Origin of the sequence: Crassaminicella thermophila (assembly GCF_008152325.1) — a bacterium.
GTDB lineage: Bacteria > Bacillota > Clostridia > Peptostreptococcales > Thermotaleaceae > Crassaminicella_A > Crassaminicella_A thermophila.
This window is the reverse complement of sequence record NZ_CP042243.1, coordinates 447,687-464,017: the sequence shown is the minus strand read 5'-3', so window position 1 is coordinate 464,017 and position 16,331 is coordinate 447,687. Positions and strand designations below refer to the sequence as shown.

Sequence of the window (16,331 nt, the reverse complement as noted above, 5' to 3'; positions counted from 1 at the left end):
CTTTTGTTCTTTTGTAATATTTCTACAAGTTTTCCACCTTCCCTTTTAAATTATTCAATTCCCAACGCCTTATAGAATTTTCTATCCACATCATAGTTCATTTTCAGACTGTGATCCTTTCTGAATTTAATCGTATAAGCCTTCATTCCTTCCCCATAAATACCCTCTATTCATCCTATAGCTTCTTTAGAATATCTAAACTGATTTCACCTTTTATTCCTTTTTTATAGCAAATTTATTCCCTCATAACACCTATAGATAATACATATATTTACTTTATAAGGTAAATCATCAGAATATAGAGAGGTGAATATGTTGAGAAAGCTTAGAACACTTATTTATTTTTTACTAGTTTTTCTTTTCACTTTTCTTCAAGTACAGATTTTATCTTTTCATGAGATTCATGCACAAAATAAACAATTACCTATTACTAAAGAAGTTGAAATAGATCATTCAAATGAGGATATAAAAGTAACAAATGAAACTTCACCAATAATATATTCTATAACAGTTGATAAAAGTAATGTGGAGGTAATTGGAACTGTATTTAGATTTACAGCTGTTTCTGAAGGAAAAAATTTAAATTATGAATGGACTATATTTAAAGACTTTGATGAAGTGTATAAAAAAGAATATAGTGAAGAAAACTTTTTAGATTTTACCATGAATAAATTGGGAAGATATCAGGCTGTTGTAAGAATTAAAGATGAAAATGGAATTACTATAAGTAAGTTGTCAGAAGAAATTAATATTATTCGTCCTATTAAAATACATTCTGTTTGGGTAGATAAAAATGGTAAACAGCTTGTCAATACGCCTCTTACCTTTTCTGTTTCAGCAGAAGGAGATGATTTAGTTTATCATTGGTATATATTTAGGGATTCCAATATCGTATATGATGGATTACTAAGCCCAAATAATAGTATTCATTATACGCCAAATGAGCCAGGGGTATATAAAGCTATTGTATATGTTAAGGATAAATTTGAAAAATGCATAAGTGCATATTCAGAGGAGATTATAATATATGAAAATGTTCTTTCAGAAAAAGAAAAATTAGAAGCTATTATAAATGCAAAAGATTTTAGCAGTAAAACAAATCATTATATATGGATTGATACAGATAAAAATCTTACTTATGTTTTTGAAGGAAGTAATAAAAATTGGCATCTTATTAAAACAATGCTCTGTACAGATGGAAAAGCATCAACGCCAACTGTAAAAGGGAATTTTATAATTGATGGAAGAGCACCATGGCTTACTTCATATAATGGAAAACTAAAAGCGAAATACAAGGTTAGATTCTTTGGAAATTATTATTTCCATTCAATTTTATTCGATTCTACCGGAAAAAATATTGTAGATTCAAGACTAGGCCAATCTCTTTCACATGGCTGCGTTCGATTAAGTGTAGAAGATGCAAAGTGGATATATGATAATATTCAAGATGGCACAGGCGTGTATATAAGTTAAAAAGATTAGAAAAGTTCCTAATAAGCCTATTTTTTTCTTTGTAAAAAAATAGGCTTATAGCAAGTGTATAAACAAATTTTTTGCATTAAATGATTTGATATTTTTGCATTATGAATATAATATATGGTGCTATGAAAGCAGTAATCAACCCTGCAAGACCAATTGATAAACTGCTCATTGCTCCTTGTACTTCTCCTTCTTGAAAAGCCCTTGTTGTTCCTAGGGCATGGGTTGTTGTTCCAATAGCAATCCCAACAGCAACCTTATTTTTCACTCTAAAAAAATTTAAAATCTCAGGTGCAAAACAAGCTCCAAATATCCCTGTGATTGCTACTAATCCTGCAGTAAGAGGAGGAATCCCACCTAGTACATGAGACACTTCCATAGCGATTGGAGTCGTTATAGCTTTAGGCGCCATAGAAAGCAATACTTCATCATTAGCTCCTAAGAATACTCCTATACTTAATACCGAAAAAATAGATGTAATCGATCCTACCAATACGCCAACCAATACAGCTTTTAGATTTTTCTTTAATACTTCCATATTTTTATAAAGGGGTACAGCTAATACAACTGTTGCAGGTCCCAACAAAAAATTTAACATCTTATTTTGTTCATAATAAATTTTATAATCAATCTTTGTTATTTTTAAAAAGCATATAACAATAATTACCCCAATAAGCAAAGGATTGAACACAGGGTGCTTTAATTTTTTATTGATTTTAATACCTATTAAAAAAGCAATAAGACTCAAACATAGTCCAAAATAAGGGTTTTGTATAATGATCTTATCCATCTGTATCTACACCCTTTCTATTTACAATAATTTCTACTATTTTACCGGTTATTCCTAATCCTATAAAAATACTTAAAATCGTTGGAATAACAATCGCAATAAATTTTACTTTAATAATATCAAAATATAACATAATTCCTACTGATGGACATATAAAAAATATTGCTAAGTTATTTAGAAAAAGATTCGCTATTTCTTCTACATCTTTTAGTTTTACAGTACCAGTAATTAAACTAATACATAATAAAGCCATGCCAATTACATTTCCTGGTATAGGTATATGCAAAAAATCTGATAGGATTGTCCCTAAAAATAGCATAAACATTACAATAAAAAATTGTTTTAGTAAGTGCATGGATTATCTCCTCTCTATTATTAACTTTTTACCTTTCACATCATAAAATTTCATCTAATTTCCTTTTGTAAATTTTAAAATCATTTTCTTTAAATAGAACAAAAATGATTTGAATAATTTTATCATTTTTATCAATAAAGTCCATAACAGCCTTTATTGCAATTTCAGAAGCTTCTTCTATAGGATAGCCATATGCCCCTGTAGAAATAGATGGAAAAGCGATTGTCTTAATATCATAATCAACAGCTAATTTTAATGAATTATAATATGCCCTATATAAAAATTCCCTTTCATTATTATGTCCACCTCTATAAATAGGACCTACCGTATGAATAACATATTTACTTTGCATTTTCCCTGCTGTAGTAATTCTTGCCTCTCCAGTAGGGCACCCCCCTATCTTTCTACATTGTTCTAAAATTTCTATTCCTCCTGCTTTATGTATAGCACCATCTACACCTCCACCACCTAAAAGCCGATTATTTGCTGCATTTACTATAGCATCTACTTTTAATTTTGTAATATCCCCCTGTAATATAATCATTTTAGTATTCCTATAAGTATACATATAACCCCTCCTCTATTTCCTCTATTATGTTATTATATCATCAATCTCTTATTCCACTAAAGTTCCTTCTTATGATTATAGCTAGACAACAAATCATTTTTTATGGTTTCCACACAATCCCTACAACTAACTCCATCAAATCTAATAATTTTTTAGGATGTTTTCCTGTTAATTCGTATATTTTTTCTAAACGGTAATTCAAAGTATTTCTATGAATATTCAGCTTATTTGCTACTTGTGCTACCCCAAAAGGCGTTTTCCCATATATTGTTTGTTGGTCTATACTGCCTTCTCCAGTCCAAACCATATGCGCACTTTTTACTTTTTCTTCTAATTTCGTATAGGATATTACCATTTGAATCCCATTTTTTAATTTACCATCTAAAAAAGCCATCAATCCTGCACCCAATCCGCCAGCAGCTCCTGCTCCAGGTACATCTACGATATCTTTTCCTAGATATTCCTTTATTTTTTGTCCATAATGTGTTAGATTTTTATCTAAAATTTTTATCATTTCTTCTGTTGCTCCTTTTTGTGGTCCAAACACAAATGACATATTTCCAAATCTTAACTTATATTCAAAATAAAAAGTTCCTGTTTATCTTAACAGAAACTTTTTATTCAAATAACTCTATTCCTAATGCCTTATAAAATTCTCGATCCGCATCATGAGTCATTTTAATATTGCTTATAATCACAGGTAATTTCTATTCTTCTTTTTTTAATCTTTATATTACATCACTCATTGTTTTAATTCCCTTTTTATATTCTCTAAAATTACTTTTCGCTCTTCATTTAGTAATCCATATTCTTTAAAACTCCTTATTCTAAAATCTGATAGCTTATTTTCATCTTTAAAGTATATAACCTCTCCCGTTCCTACTACTTGTGCTTTAAATACTGTACTAGCTTCTTTCAAATCTACTAAATCTATATCTCTTTTTAAAATATCTGCTAGTTCTTCCTTTAACATAAAAAGATCATACGCATTGAATTTTTTATCCGTAATGAATCCTATATCTATATCACTGTCTTCCCTAAAATATCCTTGAGCAGCTGAACCAAAAATATATATAAAAATAGGGTCTATATTTTTCACTAGAAAGTTTTTAATAATTTTTACTGTTTGCTTGTCTATATTCAAAATCTCACCCCTTAATATTTAAAATCAAACCTCTATGTCTTGATAATTTTCTAGCTTTATTCTATTGTATACTAACAATATTCATATATAATTTTGTCCTTAAATTTAACCATATCATCTAAATGATACTTTATTATTTTTTCAATGATATCCAAATTAACTGCTTGATAATTATGTACCGCAATATTTCTAAATCCTATCATTGCCTTTAAATTCTTTGTTAACGTATCATCTATGATTTCATTTTTATTTAAAAGTTCAAACGCATCTCTACTACTTTGCGGAATTCCCATTTTTGAAATAGATACAACATGCATGGCTAAATCAATACAAGCTTCACATGCCCTTTGAATATTTAATATGATTGAATCTTGTTTTGTATAATTTTTTAAGTTTTCTTTTTTTCCTTCATATTCTTCATGAATTCTCTTTATGCATCTTTCTATAATTTGCGATTTATTATATATTACATCACTCATCGTTTCACTTCCCTTTTTATATTCTCTAAAATTACTTTTCGCTCTTCATTTAGTAGTCAATATTCTTTATCGCTTGTTTCAAAAACTCTTCGAGTTTTCCTCTATCTTCTACATTTATTTCTATACTTATTTCTCTATCTCCTTCCCAATAAAACCACTTATTAGCATTAGTATTATTTAGACTAAATATTAAATTACAATATTCAATATTTCTCTTTTTTATTTTATTACTTTGTGCTTCACCCCATCTATAGGATATAATCCTATCCCATGTATATCTTCCTCTTTTCGTATAAATACCATCTTGATATATAATATCATTTTCTATTCCTTTTAATAAATGAGCAATGCCCAATAATAATTGAGTAACTACTATAAATATTTTATAATAGACAAATCTTATATACATATGTACAGTCCAATATTCATCTCTCATTTTATTTGCTAAAAATTTTTTTTCTAAGTTAGTCAAATCTGTGTAGTTAAATAAACAGTGCCAACTGTTTAAATATTTTGGTATAAGCAAAGAATATGCATCATTAAAATAGCTAAGGCCAGTCTTAAAATTTAAAATTACTAACACTAAAAACATAGCTCCTAAAAATAAATTTGAGTAGCTCACATTTAATGATTTAACAATAACTTTATCTTTTATTTTTAATCTTTTCACTTGCTGCATTATTATGTACAATATCAACAAAATTACAATAACGTAAAAAAGAATTTCATTCATATAAAATCCCCCAATAATTTCTCATTAGTATAAAACTTATTGATATCTAATCACTCAAACAACTCTATTCCTAATGCCTTATAAAATTCTCGATCAATATCATGTGTTATTTTTAAATTATGTTTTTTTCGAAACCTAATTACATAAACCTTCATTCCTTCTCCATATATTCCATCTACCCACCCTGGATAGTACCCTAACTTTTTCATATATCTTTGTACTTCATATACATCCGAACCCCTATATCCCGGTTTTAATACACGAAATCCATTTCCAAACGCTCCAAATGGACCTCCCCATATGGTTACAGGTGTACCTACCTTCACAATTTTATATAACTCCTCTATATCTTGATTTCTCATTCTTATACAACCATGAGAAGCTGCCCACCCAATAGAATTTGGTTTATTTGTTCCATGAATACCATATCTTCCCCACGGTACATTTAGTGCCATCCATCTAGTACCAAAGCCTTTTCCCCATCTTCCCTTCCCAATAATTTTCCAGTTTCCAATTGGAGATGGCGTATTCGGTTTTCCACTAGCAATTACATATTTTTTTAAAATTTCATTTCTATCTAAGTCAATAAGCTCTAATCTTTTTTCATTGATATCTATAAAAATCCAAAGATTTTTATAATCAGGATTGTCCTGAATCTTTTTTTCTTCCCAACCTACATATTCATCTTCTTTATGTACTTTTACATGTACACTTAATTTTTTACCCATATGTTTCCAAAATATATCTAAGCAAAATAAAATACTTATACATAAAATACAGATTGCAATCCATACTGCCCATCTTTTCAACACGACCACTCCCCTGCATAGTTCATTATATGCTATAAGAATGTATGTCTATTCCTTGGGTTTAGAGGATAAAAATAGAAAAATATAATTTAAAAACCTCCGTCGTTGATCACGGAGGTAATTAACTAAGGCATTATAACAATATTGTTTACTACAGGTCTTTCCCTTCCATCTGAGGGTTTATTCAAAATTTTTCCATCATAATACATAGCACTAGAACCGCCTCCATCTAGGTTATACGCCTCTTTTACACCTAATTCTAACAATTTGTCCTGTAGCCTTTCTAAAGTAATTCCAATGCTCCAATTTCCTTGTCTTCCATCTATTACAATCACAATTAAATCATCATTTGCATATTTTCCTATAATCGTTCTAGGATGTCTTGTTTTTTTCCATTCAGGTGGAAGCTCTAGCTTTTTTCCATCTTTTAATAATACAGGTAAAAAACTTACTCCTTGGTATGGATCAAGCTCCATTAAATCTTCTTCTTTATGAGGAACAGTTCCAATAACTTGTCCTTTTTTATTGATCCCAGCGAAAAATAAGTCTCCTGGATAAGGATTAAAGGGTTCTACTAATTTCCCATCTATTACTGTATTTCCTATCAAATGTGTATAAACCTTGCCATTTTTTTTCTCCCTATAAAAGCCTCCACCATTAATAGCAAGAATAGCATTTGTTCTTTTTGCCGCTTGTGATGTGGTTTCTGATGCCCCAAGTTTATCTTTAGCCAATACTACTTTGAATGCAGTAGGATCAAATAATTTTATTTTAGCAATATATCCTCTATATCCTAGCTCTGCTAATTTAAATATTTTTATCTCTGTACGATCACTAATATGAGTTTTTATTGGTGACCCTAGCATTTTTAATATTTTTTGTTCATAAATATCATCAGATAGCTCTATTTGTGAATCACTAAGTTTTGATAACTCGGTAATTTGTTCAGCTTGAACAGCAAAAACTTCCTTTTGGTTTTCTAAAGCAAAGCCCATACCCACAATACTTTCTTCTAAATCAGTAACTTCATCATATAATTCATCTACTTTTTCTTCTAACACTTCTACAGGAAATTTTATGTGTTGACTAGTAGCTTTAAAATCTGAACCAATAAAAAAGAAACCAATGAATGGAGCAATCAGAAAAAACATAAATATGTTAATTTTGCTCATTTGGTGCCTCCTGTAATATTCTTAAGCTTTTTTCTAATGTTTTTAATTGATCATCTAAATCTTTTAGCTTTTTATCGATTCTTTCTTGAACAGCTGCAGAATCAGAAATTGTATCATCTGTATTTTCAATGCTATTCTTTAAATTTTTTATTTCTTTACTCAATAGTTCAATTTTTTCACTTAATTCTTGAATATTTACTGCGTTTTCTTGTTGTACATTTTTTATAGCTACATCAATATAATTCTTAGAATATGTATATCCATAATACACTACAAAGCCCCAAACACTTGCACTTACCAAGAAAACCAACACATTTATCAATATTTTATTTTTTTTCTTTTCTTCTTTCCTTGAACGCCCTTTAACTTTTTCTTCTTCTTGTGACAAAACAACATCCTTTTCCATAATCTCATCCTTTCTAACCTTATTCCTATAAAATAAGATTATCGCATATGTAAAAATTTATCAAGAAGAATAAATTTACAAAGCTTTATTTAAAAGCTCTCAATAAGTATAAGACAAATTCTTATATTTTTCTATTTATTTCAATATTATTTCCCAGGAAATTATTACATTAGATATTTTTTGTATGATTCATTACCTGTATTAATTTATCAATAAAAGTAAACATAAATTAAAAGAGTAGCAAAAAATACTACTCTTTTAAACTACACCTATTCCTGCTTCTTGAAACGTAATCATTTTTTCATTCATAAATGTAGCTGCCTCAATAATATTAAAAGCAAGAGCTGCAGCCATTACAATAATTGCTTTACGATCTACTTTTGGCTTAGTAAAAAGGCATCCATTCTAAGATAAATATGTTTTAAATCAACTTAAATTTCTGAAATAACAAGTAAATTTTATTTCAGAAATGATGTAAGTTTATTTAAGTTACATTGAAATACTAGAATTCTGAAAGAAACGACATATAATCAAGTCAAAATATAAAAATTTAAAGCTTATCTTATGTGAAAAGTTTTTAAAGGTTGATAAGTATATTAGAATACGCTTAGTCCTTTGGTTTAACAACAAAAGACAAGTGCTAAAGAAAAAGGAGTTTTAAAAATAGTAAGTTTCTTTAATGATAATGTTTTAAAATACGTTGCTCAAAACTTGTAATGCTGATGGAAAAAACATCTGGAAGTCATTACTTCACGTACAAATTTGATAAGGAGATAGTGGAAGAGAATAAATTCAAATCCACCGTTTCACTCTATAAGCTATTGCTTTATTTCTTGTAAAGTGGTGTAATTGATAATATAACTGCGCTTCTTTCCATACTTAGGTTGAGAAATATTAAAATATATTAAAATTCAAACAATTATTTTATAAAGGGGTAAAGCTAACATAGAAGAATTAATAACGTTATTAGACAAAAATTTAGAATTAAATAAATATGAAATAATAAATGATGAAATATATGTCTATGTTAAATCAAATAAGAATATAGTTAGTCTGTCTATATTGCAATACTAGTTCTAATAAGATTCATTCATCCTATATTAGAACATTCCAGGACTTACCTATCTTAGGTAAAAAGTAATTATAGTTCTTAAAAACAGAAAATTTTTTTGTAATAATCCAAAGTGTAAATATAAAACTTTTGCAGAAAAATTTAATTTTATAGATTTCAAGGCAAAAAAGACTAAAAGATTAGAAGAATATATAATAAATATATCTAAATATATAAGTTCTTCAGGCGCTGAAAAAATATTAAAGAAAAACATTGCACAAGTAATATATTTCACATATTAAAAAACTTAACTGACTATTACAAAGAATATATAAAAAGATGATGTTAATATATTTCTATGGACACATTCTAGTTAAGTCTTTAAAATAAAAGAAAAGGAAGGATGTGTCCCCATGAGACAAGAAGCTACTTCAAAATACAATGAAGATTTTAAAAAAAATGGTAGTTAACCTATATAAATCTGGAGAAGTAGTTAGAAGCTTAAGCAGCGAATATGGTGTTTCTGAAGTTACCATATATAAGTGGATTAAAAAATTCTCTCCTGTTGGAGAAATTGATGATAAAGTCGTTACTCAAGCCGACCTGCAAAAACTACAAAAGGTCAAGAAACTATTAGAAAATATGGAATGATACACTCGTTTAGCCAAAGGGGCTATCCGTATGACAATGCTTGTATTGAATCATTTCATGCAATCCTCAAGAAAGAAGAAGTAAACCATGCCAGATATCAAAGCTTTGAAAATGCAAACAAGACTTTATTTGAGTACATTGAGGGCTGGTACAATAGAAAACGTATCCACAGTAGCATAGGATATCTGACTCCTCAAGGTTTCGAAGAATCTATCAAAAAAGCAGCTTAAACTTAACTTTTTTGTGTCCAGGTTATTGACTTAAATCCAAGATTTTAGTTCATATAATAAAGAAATTATATGGATTATTGTTATTATGAGGGGGTTTGTTTTATGAATAAATTTATATTTAAAGTATTTGGTCCTAAATATGAATCTAAACTAGCTAGTTTTCTTTACTGGTTTTATGTAGGCGTTATATTGGTTTTGTATAGTTTAATTCTTATAAATATTTTGGAAGGTTTTTTAATTTCTCACACATATAATGAATCACTTATAGGTTTACGAAATATAATTTTATCTTTTCCTGTTTTTGTTTTTTGTTTTAGATTGGTATATAAATTGTTATCTAAAATTTTTAATTGGAAATAATCCTAAATTGATATATTAATCACCACTTTACAATTTCTAACTAAGTAACATCTTTTTCAAATATAAAGTAGTAAACATATTTAGAAACTATGGAATTTCTATTATGAAATAATATAGGTTTTTTAAAAGAAACTAATTTTTTACTAAAAATATTAAATCTAATCCCTATTTTGAATTATTTTTTAGATTTACCTTCTTATGTAATTAGTTTTAATCAAGAGTATTGTGGCAAAATAAAAACCATTGTGAATTTCAAACAAGGACATATAAAAGCTAATTTTTTAGGTAATACCTACGAAATATTTCATCATAGTGGAGGTAGAAAAGGCGAAAAGTATTCTGTTTTTTCCCAAGAGAAACAAATTAGACTCATTCATAGAAGTGTTTATAGGGAATTTGGAGCTGACAAATATATAGGAGAATTTGATTATGATACTAATCTAATATTCAATATTTTTATTATGCTCTATATCGAAATTGTATGGAATACAGCAGATATAGTTACAAATTTTAATTCTAATTCTTATACATACGAGTGGAGTTTAGATATTCTAACTGGTAGAAAATTAGATGAAAATTGGCGTCCAAAAAAGAATATATAACTTTTATTTAATAAAAATTTATTTTGTAAAAAATATTTCTCATTATACTATCTAATTATATTATAATAAAATGTCACAAAGCAAAGCTATTATAGTATAAATATTTTATCTATATCATATCTGTAAAGTTACATACATAAATAAGAGAGTAGCAAAAAATGCTACTCTTTTAAACTACACCTATTCCTGCTTCTTGAAACGTAATCATTTTTTCATTCATAAATGTAGCTGCCTCAATAATATTAAAAGCAAGAGCTGCACCACTTCCTTCACCTAGTCTCATATCCATATCAAGCATAGGTTTTAATCCTAAAATTTCTGATGCCTTACTTGCTCCTTTTTCATTAGACATATGAGAACTGATTAGATAATCTTTTACTTTTGGCTCAATGGCCGTTGCAATAATAGCAGCTGCTGTAGATATGTATCCATCAACCACTACAGCTACTTTATTAGCAGCCCCAGCAATCATTACACCAGCCATACCTGCTATATCAAGTCCTCCTATTTTAGCTAATACATCTATTGCATCTTTTTTATTTGGTTTATTTACTTCTATAGCTTTTTTTATTACATTTATTTTATTTGTTAATTCCTCTTTTGGCAGATTTGCACCAATACCTGTAATTTCTTCTGCATCAAACTCTCCCATTACTGCTAATATTGCTGTACTTGGCGTCGTATTTCCTATCCCCATTTCTCCAGTTCCAAGTAAGTTTATTCCATTTTTAATTGCATCAGTTGCTATTTCTATTCCTACCTCTAAAGCTTTTATTGCTTCTTCTTTGGTCATTGCAGGTCCCTTTGTCATATTATTAGTCCCTAATCTTACTTTTTTATTGATTACATTTTCATCATCTATCTGTGATGCTATACCTATATCTACTGTTATAACCTCTGCTCTTGCCTGAGAGGCTAATGCACATACGCCGCTTAACCCCTTTGCTATATAGGAAGTCATCATTTTTGTTACAATCTGGGGTGCTGCTGATATTCCTTCTTCGCATACTCCATGATCTGCAGCCATTACAATAATTGCTTTACGATCTACTTTTGGATAAAGTTTCCCTGTTATTCCAGATAATTGAATAGCTATATCTTCTAATTTTCCTAAACTTCTTTGAGGCTTTATTAAATTATCTATTCTTTCTTTTGTCTTTTGCATAGCTCCTTCATTTAACCCTTCAATCTTCTTTAATGTTTGATTTAATAATTCCATTTTACCCCTCCCATTTATCATATAGTTTTATAACGAGAAACATCCACACCAAAATCTGGCATGGATGTTTCAATTGAATTATATTTTGAAAGTTATAAATTGTCAATGAAAATTTTTAAAATTTCATCTATAGATAAACAGCATCAACATTTTAAAAAGAAATATATATAATAAGTGAATGACTTTGATAACTTTTGTAAATCTAAAAAACTTACTGAAATTACATGAAAAATACGTTAAGAACCTTCAATGTTTGAACAAAGGTGAGTTTTGAAGGTTTAGTATTTTTCATGGAATGAAGTTTAGTTTTTTCAAAAGTTATCTGGAATGAACGTTTTTTATATTTCTTTTGGAAATTAGTTATTCATATTATATAGACAATATTTTAGTCAGTGTATACATTTCTTTATCAAATTCTCTATTTTGAGAAAGTGCTTCATAGATATCCATATCCATTAACTGGTTATTCTTAATTCCTACAACCCTGCTAGATTTTCCTTTTAACAGCAATTCAACAGCCTTAGCTCCCATTTTACTTGCTAATATTCTGTCAAAAGCTGTAGGAGTACCCCCTCTTTGGATATATCCTAAAACCGTCACTCTTGCATCTATACCTGTTTTTTCTAGTATTTCCTTTTGTAATTCAAAAGCATTTCCTGTTCCTTCTGCTAACATAATAATATGGTGAAGCTTTCCTCTTGCTTTTCCCTGTATAAGTTTTTTACAAATATCATCTATCTCAAAAGCTTCTTCCGGTAACAAAACACTCTCTGCTCCACCAGCAAGCCCTGCATAAAGAGCTATATCTCCACAATGTCTTCCCATAACCTCAATGATGCTAATCCTTTCATGAGATGTTGATGTATCTCTTATTTTTCCGATAGCATCCAATACAGTATTTACTGCTGTATCAAAACCTATTGTATAATCTGTATATGCCAAATCATTATCAATTGTTCCTGGAATTCCAATGGTTTTAATCCCTAAATGACTAAGTTTTTGCGCTCCATTAAAGGAACCATCTCCACCAATTACTACAAGTCCATCTATCCCAAATACGTTCAATACATTTAATGCTTTATTCCTTCCAGTATCTGTCTTAAATTCTTCACATCTTGCAGTCTTAAGGATTGTTCCTCCTTTGTGTATGATATCTCCAACAGATGATAAATCCATTTCTTTTATTTCTCCATTTATCAATCCTGCATATCCTCTTTCTATACCCATAACTTTCAAATTGTTATAGATCCCTGCTCTTACAACCGCCCGAATGGCTGCATTCATCCCTGGAGCATCTCCGCCACTCGTTAAAACACCTATCGTTTGCAAGCATATCTCCCCTCTCTTTTACCTTAAGGCCATACCAGCAGAACCAAAAATCCTCATCTTATCAGCTATTACATTCTTCATTTCTTCCTTTGCTGGTGATAAAATCTTTCTTGGGTCATAAACATCTGGATTTTTCTTCACAAATTCTTTTACTGCTCTATGAAATGCCATTCTAATATCTGTATCTATGTTAATCTTGTTAATTCCTAGACGAACTGCTTCTTTAATACTTTCTTCTGGAACTCCTGAAGATCCATGTAAAACCAATGGCATGTTAAGTTTTTCTTTAATAACTTTTATTCTTTCAAAATCTAATTTAGGTTCTCCTTTGTATGGTCCATGAGCCGTTCCTACTGCTATTGCTAAAGAATCTACTCCGGTTTCAGCTACAAACTTTTCTGCATCATCAGGATCTGTAAATGTTGCATCCTTTTCATCTACTGATATATCGTCCTCTACTCCACCTATTTTCCCAAGCTCAGCTTCAACAGATACTCCTACTGCATGAGCCATTTCTACTATCTTTCTCGTTTTTTTAATATTTTCTTCTAGTTCATAATGTGACGCATCTATCATAACAGAAGTAAAACCATTTCTTATACACATCATAATCTGCTTAAAATCCGTACCATGATCTAGATGAAGCGCAACAGGAACTGATGCATTTTTTGCTGCTTCCTTTACCATAGCCGCTATGTATTCTACCCCTGCATACTTTAATCCACCTTGGCTTGCCTGAATAATCACAGGCGATTTTGTCTCCTCTGCAGCCTCTATAATTGCTTTAACCTGCTCCATATTATTTACATTAAATGCTCCTACCGCATATCCATGTTTATGTGCATGTTTTAGTATTTCTCTTCCAGCTACGATCACAATAAATCCCACCTTATACCTTTATTTTTTATCATATATCTGTTTTTTGTAAAAACATAAGCCAAGGAATATCCTTAGCTTATGCATAAATCTTCATTACATATTCTACAATTTTAGCTCCTAAAAATATCCCAACAATTCCTGATATCCCTGCTATCGTTGGTGGTGCAGGGAGAGGAAGCTTAGCAAATGTAAATATTCCACCTGTAATAATTCCTATCAATAAAGCTATTATTTCTAATTTCATATTTTTCCCTCCCTTTTATATATTTTTTATCACTTGCTTCATTAACATAATAAATTTTTCTCTCGCTTTTGCTGAAGTTTCCATTACTTCAACATGATCTAATGGTTGGTCTAATATACCAGCAGCCATATTAGTCATACAAGAAACACCTATCACTTTAAGCCCACTGTGAATGGCTACTATTACTTCTGGTACAGTAGACATTCCTACAGCATCTGCCCCTAATGTTTTTAACATTCTTATCTCTGCAGGTGTTTCGTATGATGGACCACTCATGCAAGCATATACACCTTCTTTAAGCTCTATATTTAAAGATTTAGCAATCTGTTTTACTTTTTCTCTTAAATCTTTGTCATATGCATTAGACATGTCTGGAAAACGTGTGCCGAACTCATCTAAATTTTTTCCAATCAATGGATTAGTATTAGCCATATTTAAATGATCATTAATAAGCATTAAATCTCCAGGATTATAGGATGCATTTACTGCACCTGCCGCATTGGTAACAATTAATGTCTTTACCCCTAATAATTTCATTACACGAACAGGAAAAGTAACTTCTTGCATATGGTATCCTTCATAAAAATGAAATCTGCCCTGCATAGCAATTACTTTTTTTCCTTCTAATGTTCCTATAACCAATCGCCCTGCATGTCCTTCTACTGTTGAAACTGGAAAATTTGGAATTTCATCATAAGGATAGTACTCTGCATCTTCTATTTGCTCTCCAATTGCTCCTAATCCCGACCCTAATATGAGACCGATTTCAGGTTGGAATTTAGTTTTATCAAGAATATATTTTGCAGATTGACTTATTTTTTGTTGAATATTCATTGTCTTCCTCCTTATTTTCAGCATATAACTTCGAAAATTTACTAACAATATAAATAAACTACATTATTCGATATTTACATTTAAAGAATAGCAAATTAAAAGATAAAAAAAAATGACACGTGTCACCTTTTAATCATATAATTTTTACCAATCAGTAGTATTTACTAAACATTGAAATTCGTCGAAAATTCTGATATACTTCAAATCATTCGAGAACACTTTCCTTATTTCATAAAATTTATATTTAAAATGAGGGATCTAATATGTCTAAAGAAACGATTTTAAAAAATGATTCATATTTAGCAAAACTATTAAAAAATATGCCAAAAGATATAAAAAACAGATCTGTTGTAAAGCATTTTCCTTCTAATACTATAATGCTTAAAAAGGATTCAGAGGTAAAATATGTTTATATAATCTATTCTGGTACCTTAAGAGTAATAAACGAATTTGCTAATGGCAATATATATGGTTTTGCATATATTGATTCTACTGATTTTGTTGGAGCTTTAGAGATATTAGCCGAAGAATCTAAAACAGCATGCACAGTTGAAGCAGTTACAGATTGCGTTGCATTAAGAATATCTAAAGAAGATTTTTTAGAATGGTTTGAAAAGGATATATTTTTTTCTACTAACATTGCAAAACTCCTAGCAAAAAAGCTTTATCCAACCATTTATAGAAATGGAGCCGTTTTTATGAACTCATCTATACATTCCTTTATTGCTTTTCTAATTCGATTCGTTCAAAAGGATATACAAGAAGGAAAAACAGCGTTAATTAATAAAAAACGCCAATATATTGCTGATGAATTAGGAATTAGTTTAAGAACAGTTCATAGAATTATAAAAAAATTAAAAGAAGATAATTTATTGACCATTATAAAAGGGAAAATTTATGTGAACAAAAATCAATACGAAAGACTTATTGAAATAGTAGATGATTTTATATAGCATTTTTACCACAAAATTAAAATACTTAAAAAAGGATGGATATT

General features: G+C 29.4%; 21 protein-coding genes and 3 pseudogenes. 7 read left to right on the top strand and 17 right to left on the bottom strand.

The window, feature by feature from the left end:
* The first annotated feature begins 312 nt into the window (after window positions 1-312).
* Window positions 313-1,473, top strand: coding sequence for a L,D-transpeptidase family protein (locus FQB35_RS02200; protein WP_148808347.1), 1,161 nt, complete (start codon window positions 313-315; stop codon window positions 1,471-1,473).
* Window positions 1,474-1,558: 85 nt separating this feature from the next.
* Here the strand turns inward: FQB35_RS02200 and FQB35_RS02195 are convergent, their stop codons facing one another.
* The 12 genes and pseudogenes from FQB35_RS02195 to FQB35_RS16090 all read right to left on the bottom strand — a co-directional run bounded on the left by FQB35_RS02195 (window position 1,559) and on the right by FQB35_RS16090 (window position 8,289).
* Window positions 1,559-2,269, bottom strand: a complete 711-nt coding sequence (locus tag FQB35_RS02195) for an LrgB family protein (RefSeq protein ID WP_148808346.1) — start codon at window positions 2,267-2,269, stop codon at window positions 1,559-1,561.
* The gene (locus FQB35_RS02190) at window positions 2,262-2,624 is read right to left on the bottom strand and encodes a CidA/LrgA family protein (protein ID WP_207707330.1); all 363 of its coding nucleotides are present in this window, start codon (window positions 2,622-2,624) and stop codon (window positions 2,262-2,264) included. The genes FQB35_RS02195 and FQB35_RS02190 overlap by 8 nt, the downstream gene beginning before the upstream one ends.
* Window positions 2,625-2,664: 40 nt before the next feature.
* Window positions 2,665-3,192, bottom strand: a complete 528-nt coding sequence (locus FQB35_RS02185; RefSeq protein ID WP_148808345.1) for an O-acetyl-ADP-ribose deacetylase — start codon at window positions 3,190-3,192, stop codon at window positions 2,665-2,667.
* 100 nt (window positions 3,193-3,292) lie between these two features.
* Window positions 3,293-3,394: a hypothetical protein gene (locus FQB35_RS16600; protein ID WP_231701884.1), complete on the bottom strand. Its 102-nt coding sequence runs from the start codon at window positions 3,392-3,394 to the stop codon at window positions 3,293-3,295.
* A gap of 14 nt (window positions 3,395-3,408) precedes the next feature.
* Window positions 3,409-3,745: pseudogene (locus tag FQB35_RS02180) on the bottom strand (glycerate kinase); the annotation flags it as partial.
* A gap of 189 nt (window positions 3,746-3,934) precedes the next feature.
* Entirely contained in the window at window positions 3,935-4,336 is a 402-nt protein-coding gene (gene mntA, locus FQB35_RS02175; RefSeq protein WP_148808343.1) for a type VII toxin-antitoxin system MntA family adenylyltransferase antitoxin, read from the bottom strand.
* A gap of 71 nt (window positions 4,337-4,407) precedes the next feature.
* Window positions 4,408-4,815 (bottom strand): type VII toxin-antitoxin system HepT family RNase toxin, encoded by a 408-nt coding sequence (gene hepT, locus FQB35_RS02170; RefSeq protein WP_148808342.1) that lies wholly within the window; start codon window positions 4,813-4,815, stop codon window positions 4,408-4,410.
* A gap of 49 nt (window positions 4,816-4,864) precedes the next feature.
* The gene (locus tag FQB35_RS02165) at window positions 4,865-5,548 is read right to left on the bottom strand and encodes a hypothetical protein (RefSeq protein ID WP_148808341.1); all 684 of its coding nucleotides are present in this window, start codon (window positions 5,546-5,548) and stop codon (window positions 4,865-4,867) included.
* 50 nt (window positions 5,549-5,598) lie between these two features.
* Window positions 5,599-6,360 (bottom strand): L,D-transpeptidase family protein, encoded by a 762-nt coding sequence (locus tag FQB35_RS02160; RefSeq protein ID WP_231701838.1) that lies wholly within the window; start codon window positions 6,358-6,360, stop codon window positions 5,599-5,601.
* 122 nt (window positions 6,361-6,482) lie between these two features.
* Window positions 6,483-7,529, bottom strand: coding sequence for a phosphodiester glycosidase family protein (locus tag FQB35_RS02155; protein ID WP_148808340.1), 1,047 nt, complete (start codon window positions 7,527-7,529; stop codon window positions 6,483-6,485).
* A complete protein-coding gene (locus FQB35_RS02150; RefSeq protein WP_148808339.1) occupies window positions 7,516-7,935 on the bottom strand; it encodes a hypothetical protein in 420 nt (139 codons plus the stop codon). The genes FQB35_RS02155 and FQB35_RS02150 overlap by 14 nt, the downstream gene beginning before the upstream one ends.
* 258 nt (window positions 7,936-8,193) lie before the next feature.
* Window positions 8,194-8,289, bottom strand: a complete 96-nt coding sequence (locus tag FQB35_RS16090) for a nicotinate-nucleotide--dimethylbenzimidazole phosphoribosyltransferase (protein ID WP_231701837.1) — start codon at window positions 8,287-8,289, stop codon at window positions 8,194-8,196.
* 603 nt (window positions 8,290-8,892) lie between these two features.
* Between FQB35_RS16090 and FQB35_RS16085 the strand changes: the two are divergent.
* The 5 genes and pseudogenes from FQB35_RS16085 to FQB35_RS02130 form a co-directional block, all read left to right on the top strand.
* A pseudogene (locus FQB35_RS16085) lies at window positions 8,893-9,282 on the top strand (transposase family protein); the annotation flags it as partial.
* A 145-nt stretch (window positions 9,283-9,427) separates the two neighbouring features.
* Window positions 9,428-9,637 carry a helix-turn-helix domain-containing protein gene (locus tag FQB35_RS02145; RefSeq protein WP_148808338.1) on the top strand — a complete coding sequence of 70 codons (210 nt, stop codon included), beginning with the start codon at window positions 9,428-9,430 and terminating at the stop codon, window positions 9,635-9,637.
* A pseudogene (locus tag FQB35_RS16595) lies at window positions 9,610-9,867 on the top strand (transposase); the annotation flags it as partial. The gene FQB35_RS02145 and the pseudogene FQB35_RS16595, both read left to right, overlap by 28 nt.
* 102 nt (window positions 9,868-9,969) lie before the next feature.
* Window positions 9,970-10,227 carry a hypothetical protein gene (locus FQB35_RS02135; RefSeq protein ID WP_148808336.1) on the top strand — a complete coding sequence of 86 codons (258 nt, stop codon included), beginning with the start codon at window positions 9,970-9,972 and terminating at the stop codon, window positions 10,225-10,227.
* A 245-nt stretch (window positions 10,228-10,472) separates the two neighbouring features.
* Window positions 10,473-10,829, top strand: a complete 357-nt coding sequence (locus FQB35_RS02130; protein WP_207707328.1) for a hypothetical protein — start codon at window positions 10,473-10,475, stop codon at window positions 10,827-10,829.
* 169 nt (window positions 10,830-10,998) lie between these two features.
* On the opposite strand, the gene cobT is transcribed toward FQB35_RS02130, so the two are convergent.
* From cobT to FQB35_RS02105, 5 genes are all read right to left on the bottom strand, one after another.
* Window positions 10,999-12,048, bottom strand: coding sequence for a nicotinate-nucleotide--dimethylbenzimidazole phosphoribosyltransferase (gene cobT / locus FQB35_RS02125; protein WP_148808334.1), 1,050 nt, complete (start codon window positions 12,046-12,048; stop codon window positions 10,999-11,001).
* A 369-nt stretch (window positions 12,049-12,417) separates the two neighbouring features.
* Complete coding sequence (gene pfkA / locus FQB35_RS02120) at window positions 12,418-13,377, bottom strand: 6-phosphofructokinase (protein WP_148808333.1); 960 nt, start codon at window positions 13,375-13,377, stop codon at window positions 12,418-12,420.
* An 18-nt stretch (window positions 13,378-13,395) separates the two neighbouring features.
* Window positions 13,396-14,256: a class II fructose-1,6-bisphosphate aldolase gene (locus tag FQB35_RS02115; protein WP_207707370.1), complete on the bottom strand. Its 861-nt coding sequence runs from the start codon at window positions 14,254-14,256 to the stop codon at window positions 13,396-13,398.
* A 76-nt stretch (window positions 14,257-14,332) separates the two neighbouring features.
* On the bottom strand, window positions 14,333-14,500 hold the full coding sequence (locus tag FQB35_RS02110; RefSeq protein ID WP_148808331.1) for a XapX domain-containing protein: 168 nt from the start codon (window positions 14,498-14,500) through the stop codon (window positions 14,333-14,335).
* Window positions 14,501-14,515: 15 nt separating this feature from the next.
* On the bottom strand, window positions 14,516-15,334 hold the full coding sequence (locus FQB35_RS02105; protein ID WP_148808330.1) for a purine-nucleoside phosphorylase: 819 nt from the start codon (window positions 15,332-15,334) through the stop codon (window positions 14,516-14,518).
* Between the two features lie 263 nt (window positions 15,335-15,597).
* Between FQB35_RS02105 and FQB35_RS02100 the strand changes: the two genes are divergently transcribed.
* Window positions 15,598-16,287, top strand: a complete 690-nt coding sequence (locus tag FQB35_RS02100) for a Crp/Fnr family transcriptional regulator (protein ID WP_148808329.1) — start codon at window positions 15,598-15,600, stop codon at window positions 16,285-16,287.
* Window positions 16,288-16,331 lie beyond the last annotated feature (44 nt).

Excerpts from the sequence above, each read along its gene's own strand:
- FQB35_RS02200 (WP_148808347.1), top strand. The coding sequence starts at position 313 with ATGTTGAGAAAGCTTAGAACACTTATTTATTTTTTACTAGTTTTTCTT.
- FQB35_RS02195 (WP_148808346.1), bottom strand. The coding sequence starts at position 2,269 with ATGGATAAGATCATTATACAAAACCCTTATTTTGGACTATGTTTGAGT.
- FQB35_RS02190 (WP_207707330.1), bottom strand. The coding sequence starts at position 2,624 with ATGCACTTACTAAAACAATTTTTTATTGTAATGTTTATGCTATTTTTA.
- FQB35_RS02185 (WP_148808345.1), bottom strand. The coding sequence starts at position 3,192 with ATGTATACTTATAGGAATACTAAAATGATTATATTACAGGGGGATATT.
- hepT (WP_148808342.1), bottom strand. The coding sequence starts at position 4,815 with ATGAGTGATGTAATATATAATAAATCGCAAATTATAGAAAGATGCATA.
- FQB35_RS02165 (WP_148808341.1), bottom strand. The coding sequence starts at position 5,548 with ATGAATGAAATTCTTTTTTACGTTATTGTAATTTTGTTGATATTGTAC.
- FQB35_RS02155 (WP_148808340.1), bottom strand. The coding sequence starts at position 7,529 with ATGAGCAAAATTAACATATTTATGTTTTTTCTGATTGCTCCATTCATT.
- FQB35_RS02150 (WP_148808339.1), bottom strand. The coding sequence starts at position 7,935 with ATGGAAAAGGATGTTGTTTTGTCACAAGAAGAAGAAAAAGTTAAAGGG.
- FQB35_RS16090 (WP_231701837.1), bottom strand. The coding sequence starts at position 8,289 with ATGGCTGCAGCTCTTGCTTTTAATATTATTGAGGCAGCTACATTTATG.
- FQB35_RS02145 (WP_148808338.1), top strand. The coding sequence starts at position 9,428 with ATGAAGATTTTAAAAAAAATGGTAGTTAACCTATATAAATCTGGAGAA.
- FQB35_RS02135 (WP_148808336.1), top strand. The coding sequence starts at position 9,970 with ATGAATAAATTTATATTTAAAGTATTTGGTCCTAAATATGAATCTAAA.
- cobT (WP_148808334.1), bottom strand. The coding sequence starts at position 12,048 with ATGGAATTATTAAATCAAACATTAAAGAAGATTGAAGGGTTAAATGAA.
- FQB35_RS02110 (WP_148808331.1), bottom strand. The coding sequence starts at position 14,500 with ATGAAATTAGAAATAATAGCTTTATTGATAGGAATTATTACAGGTGGA.
- FQB35_RS02105 (WP_148808330.1), bottom strand. The coding sequence starts at position 15,334 with ATGAATATTCAACAAAAAATAAGTCAATCTGCAAAATATATTCTTGAT.
- FQB35_RS02100 (WP_148808329.1), top strand. The coding sequence starts at position 15,598 with ATGTCTAAAGAAACGATTTTAAAAAATGATTCATATTTAGCAAAACTA.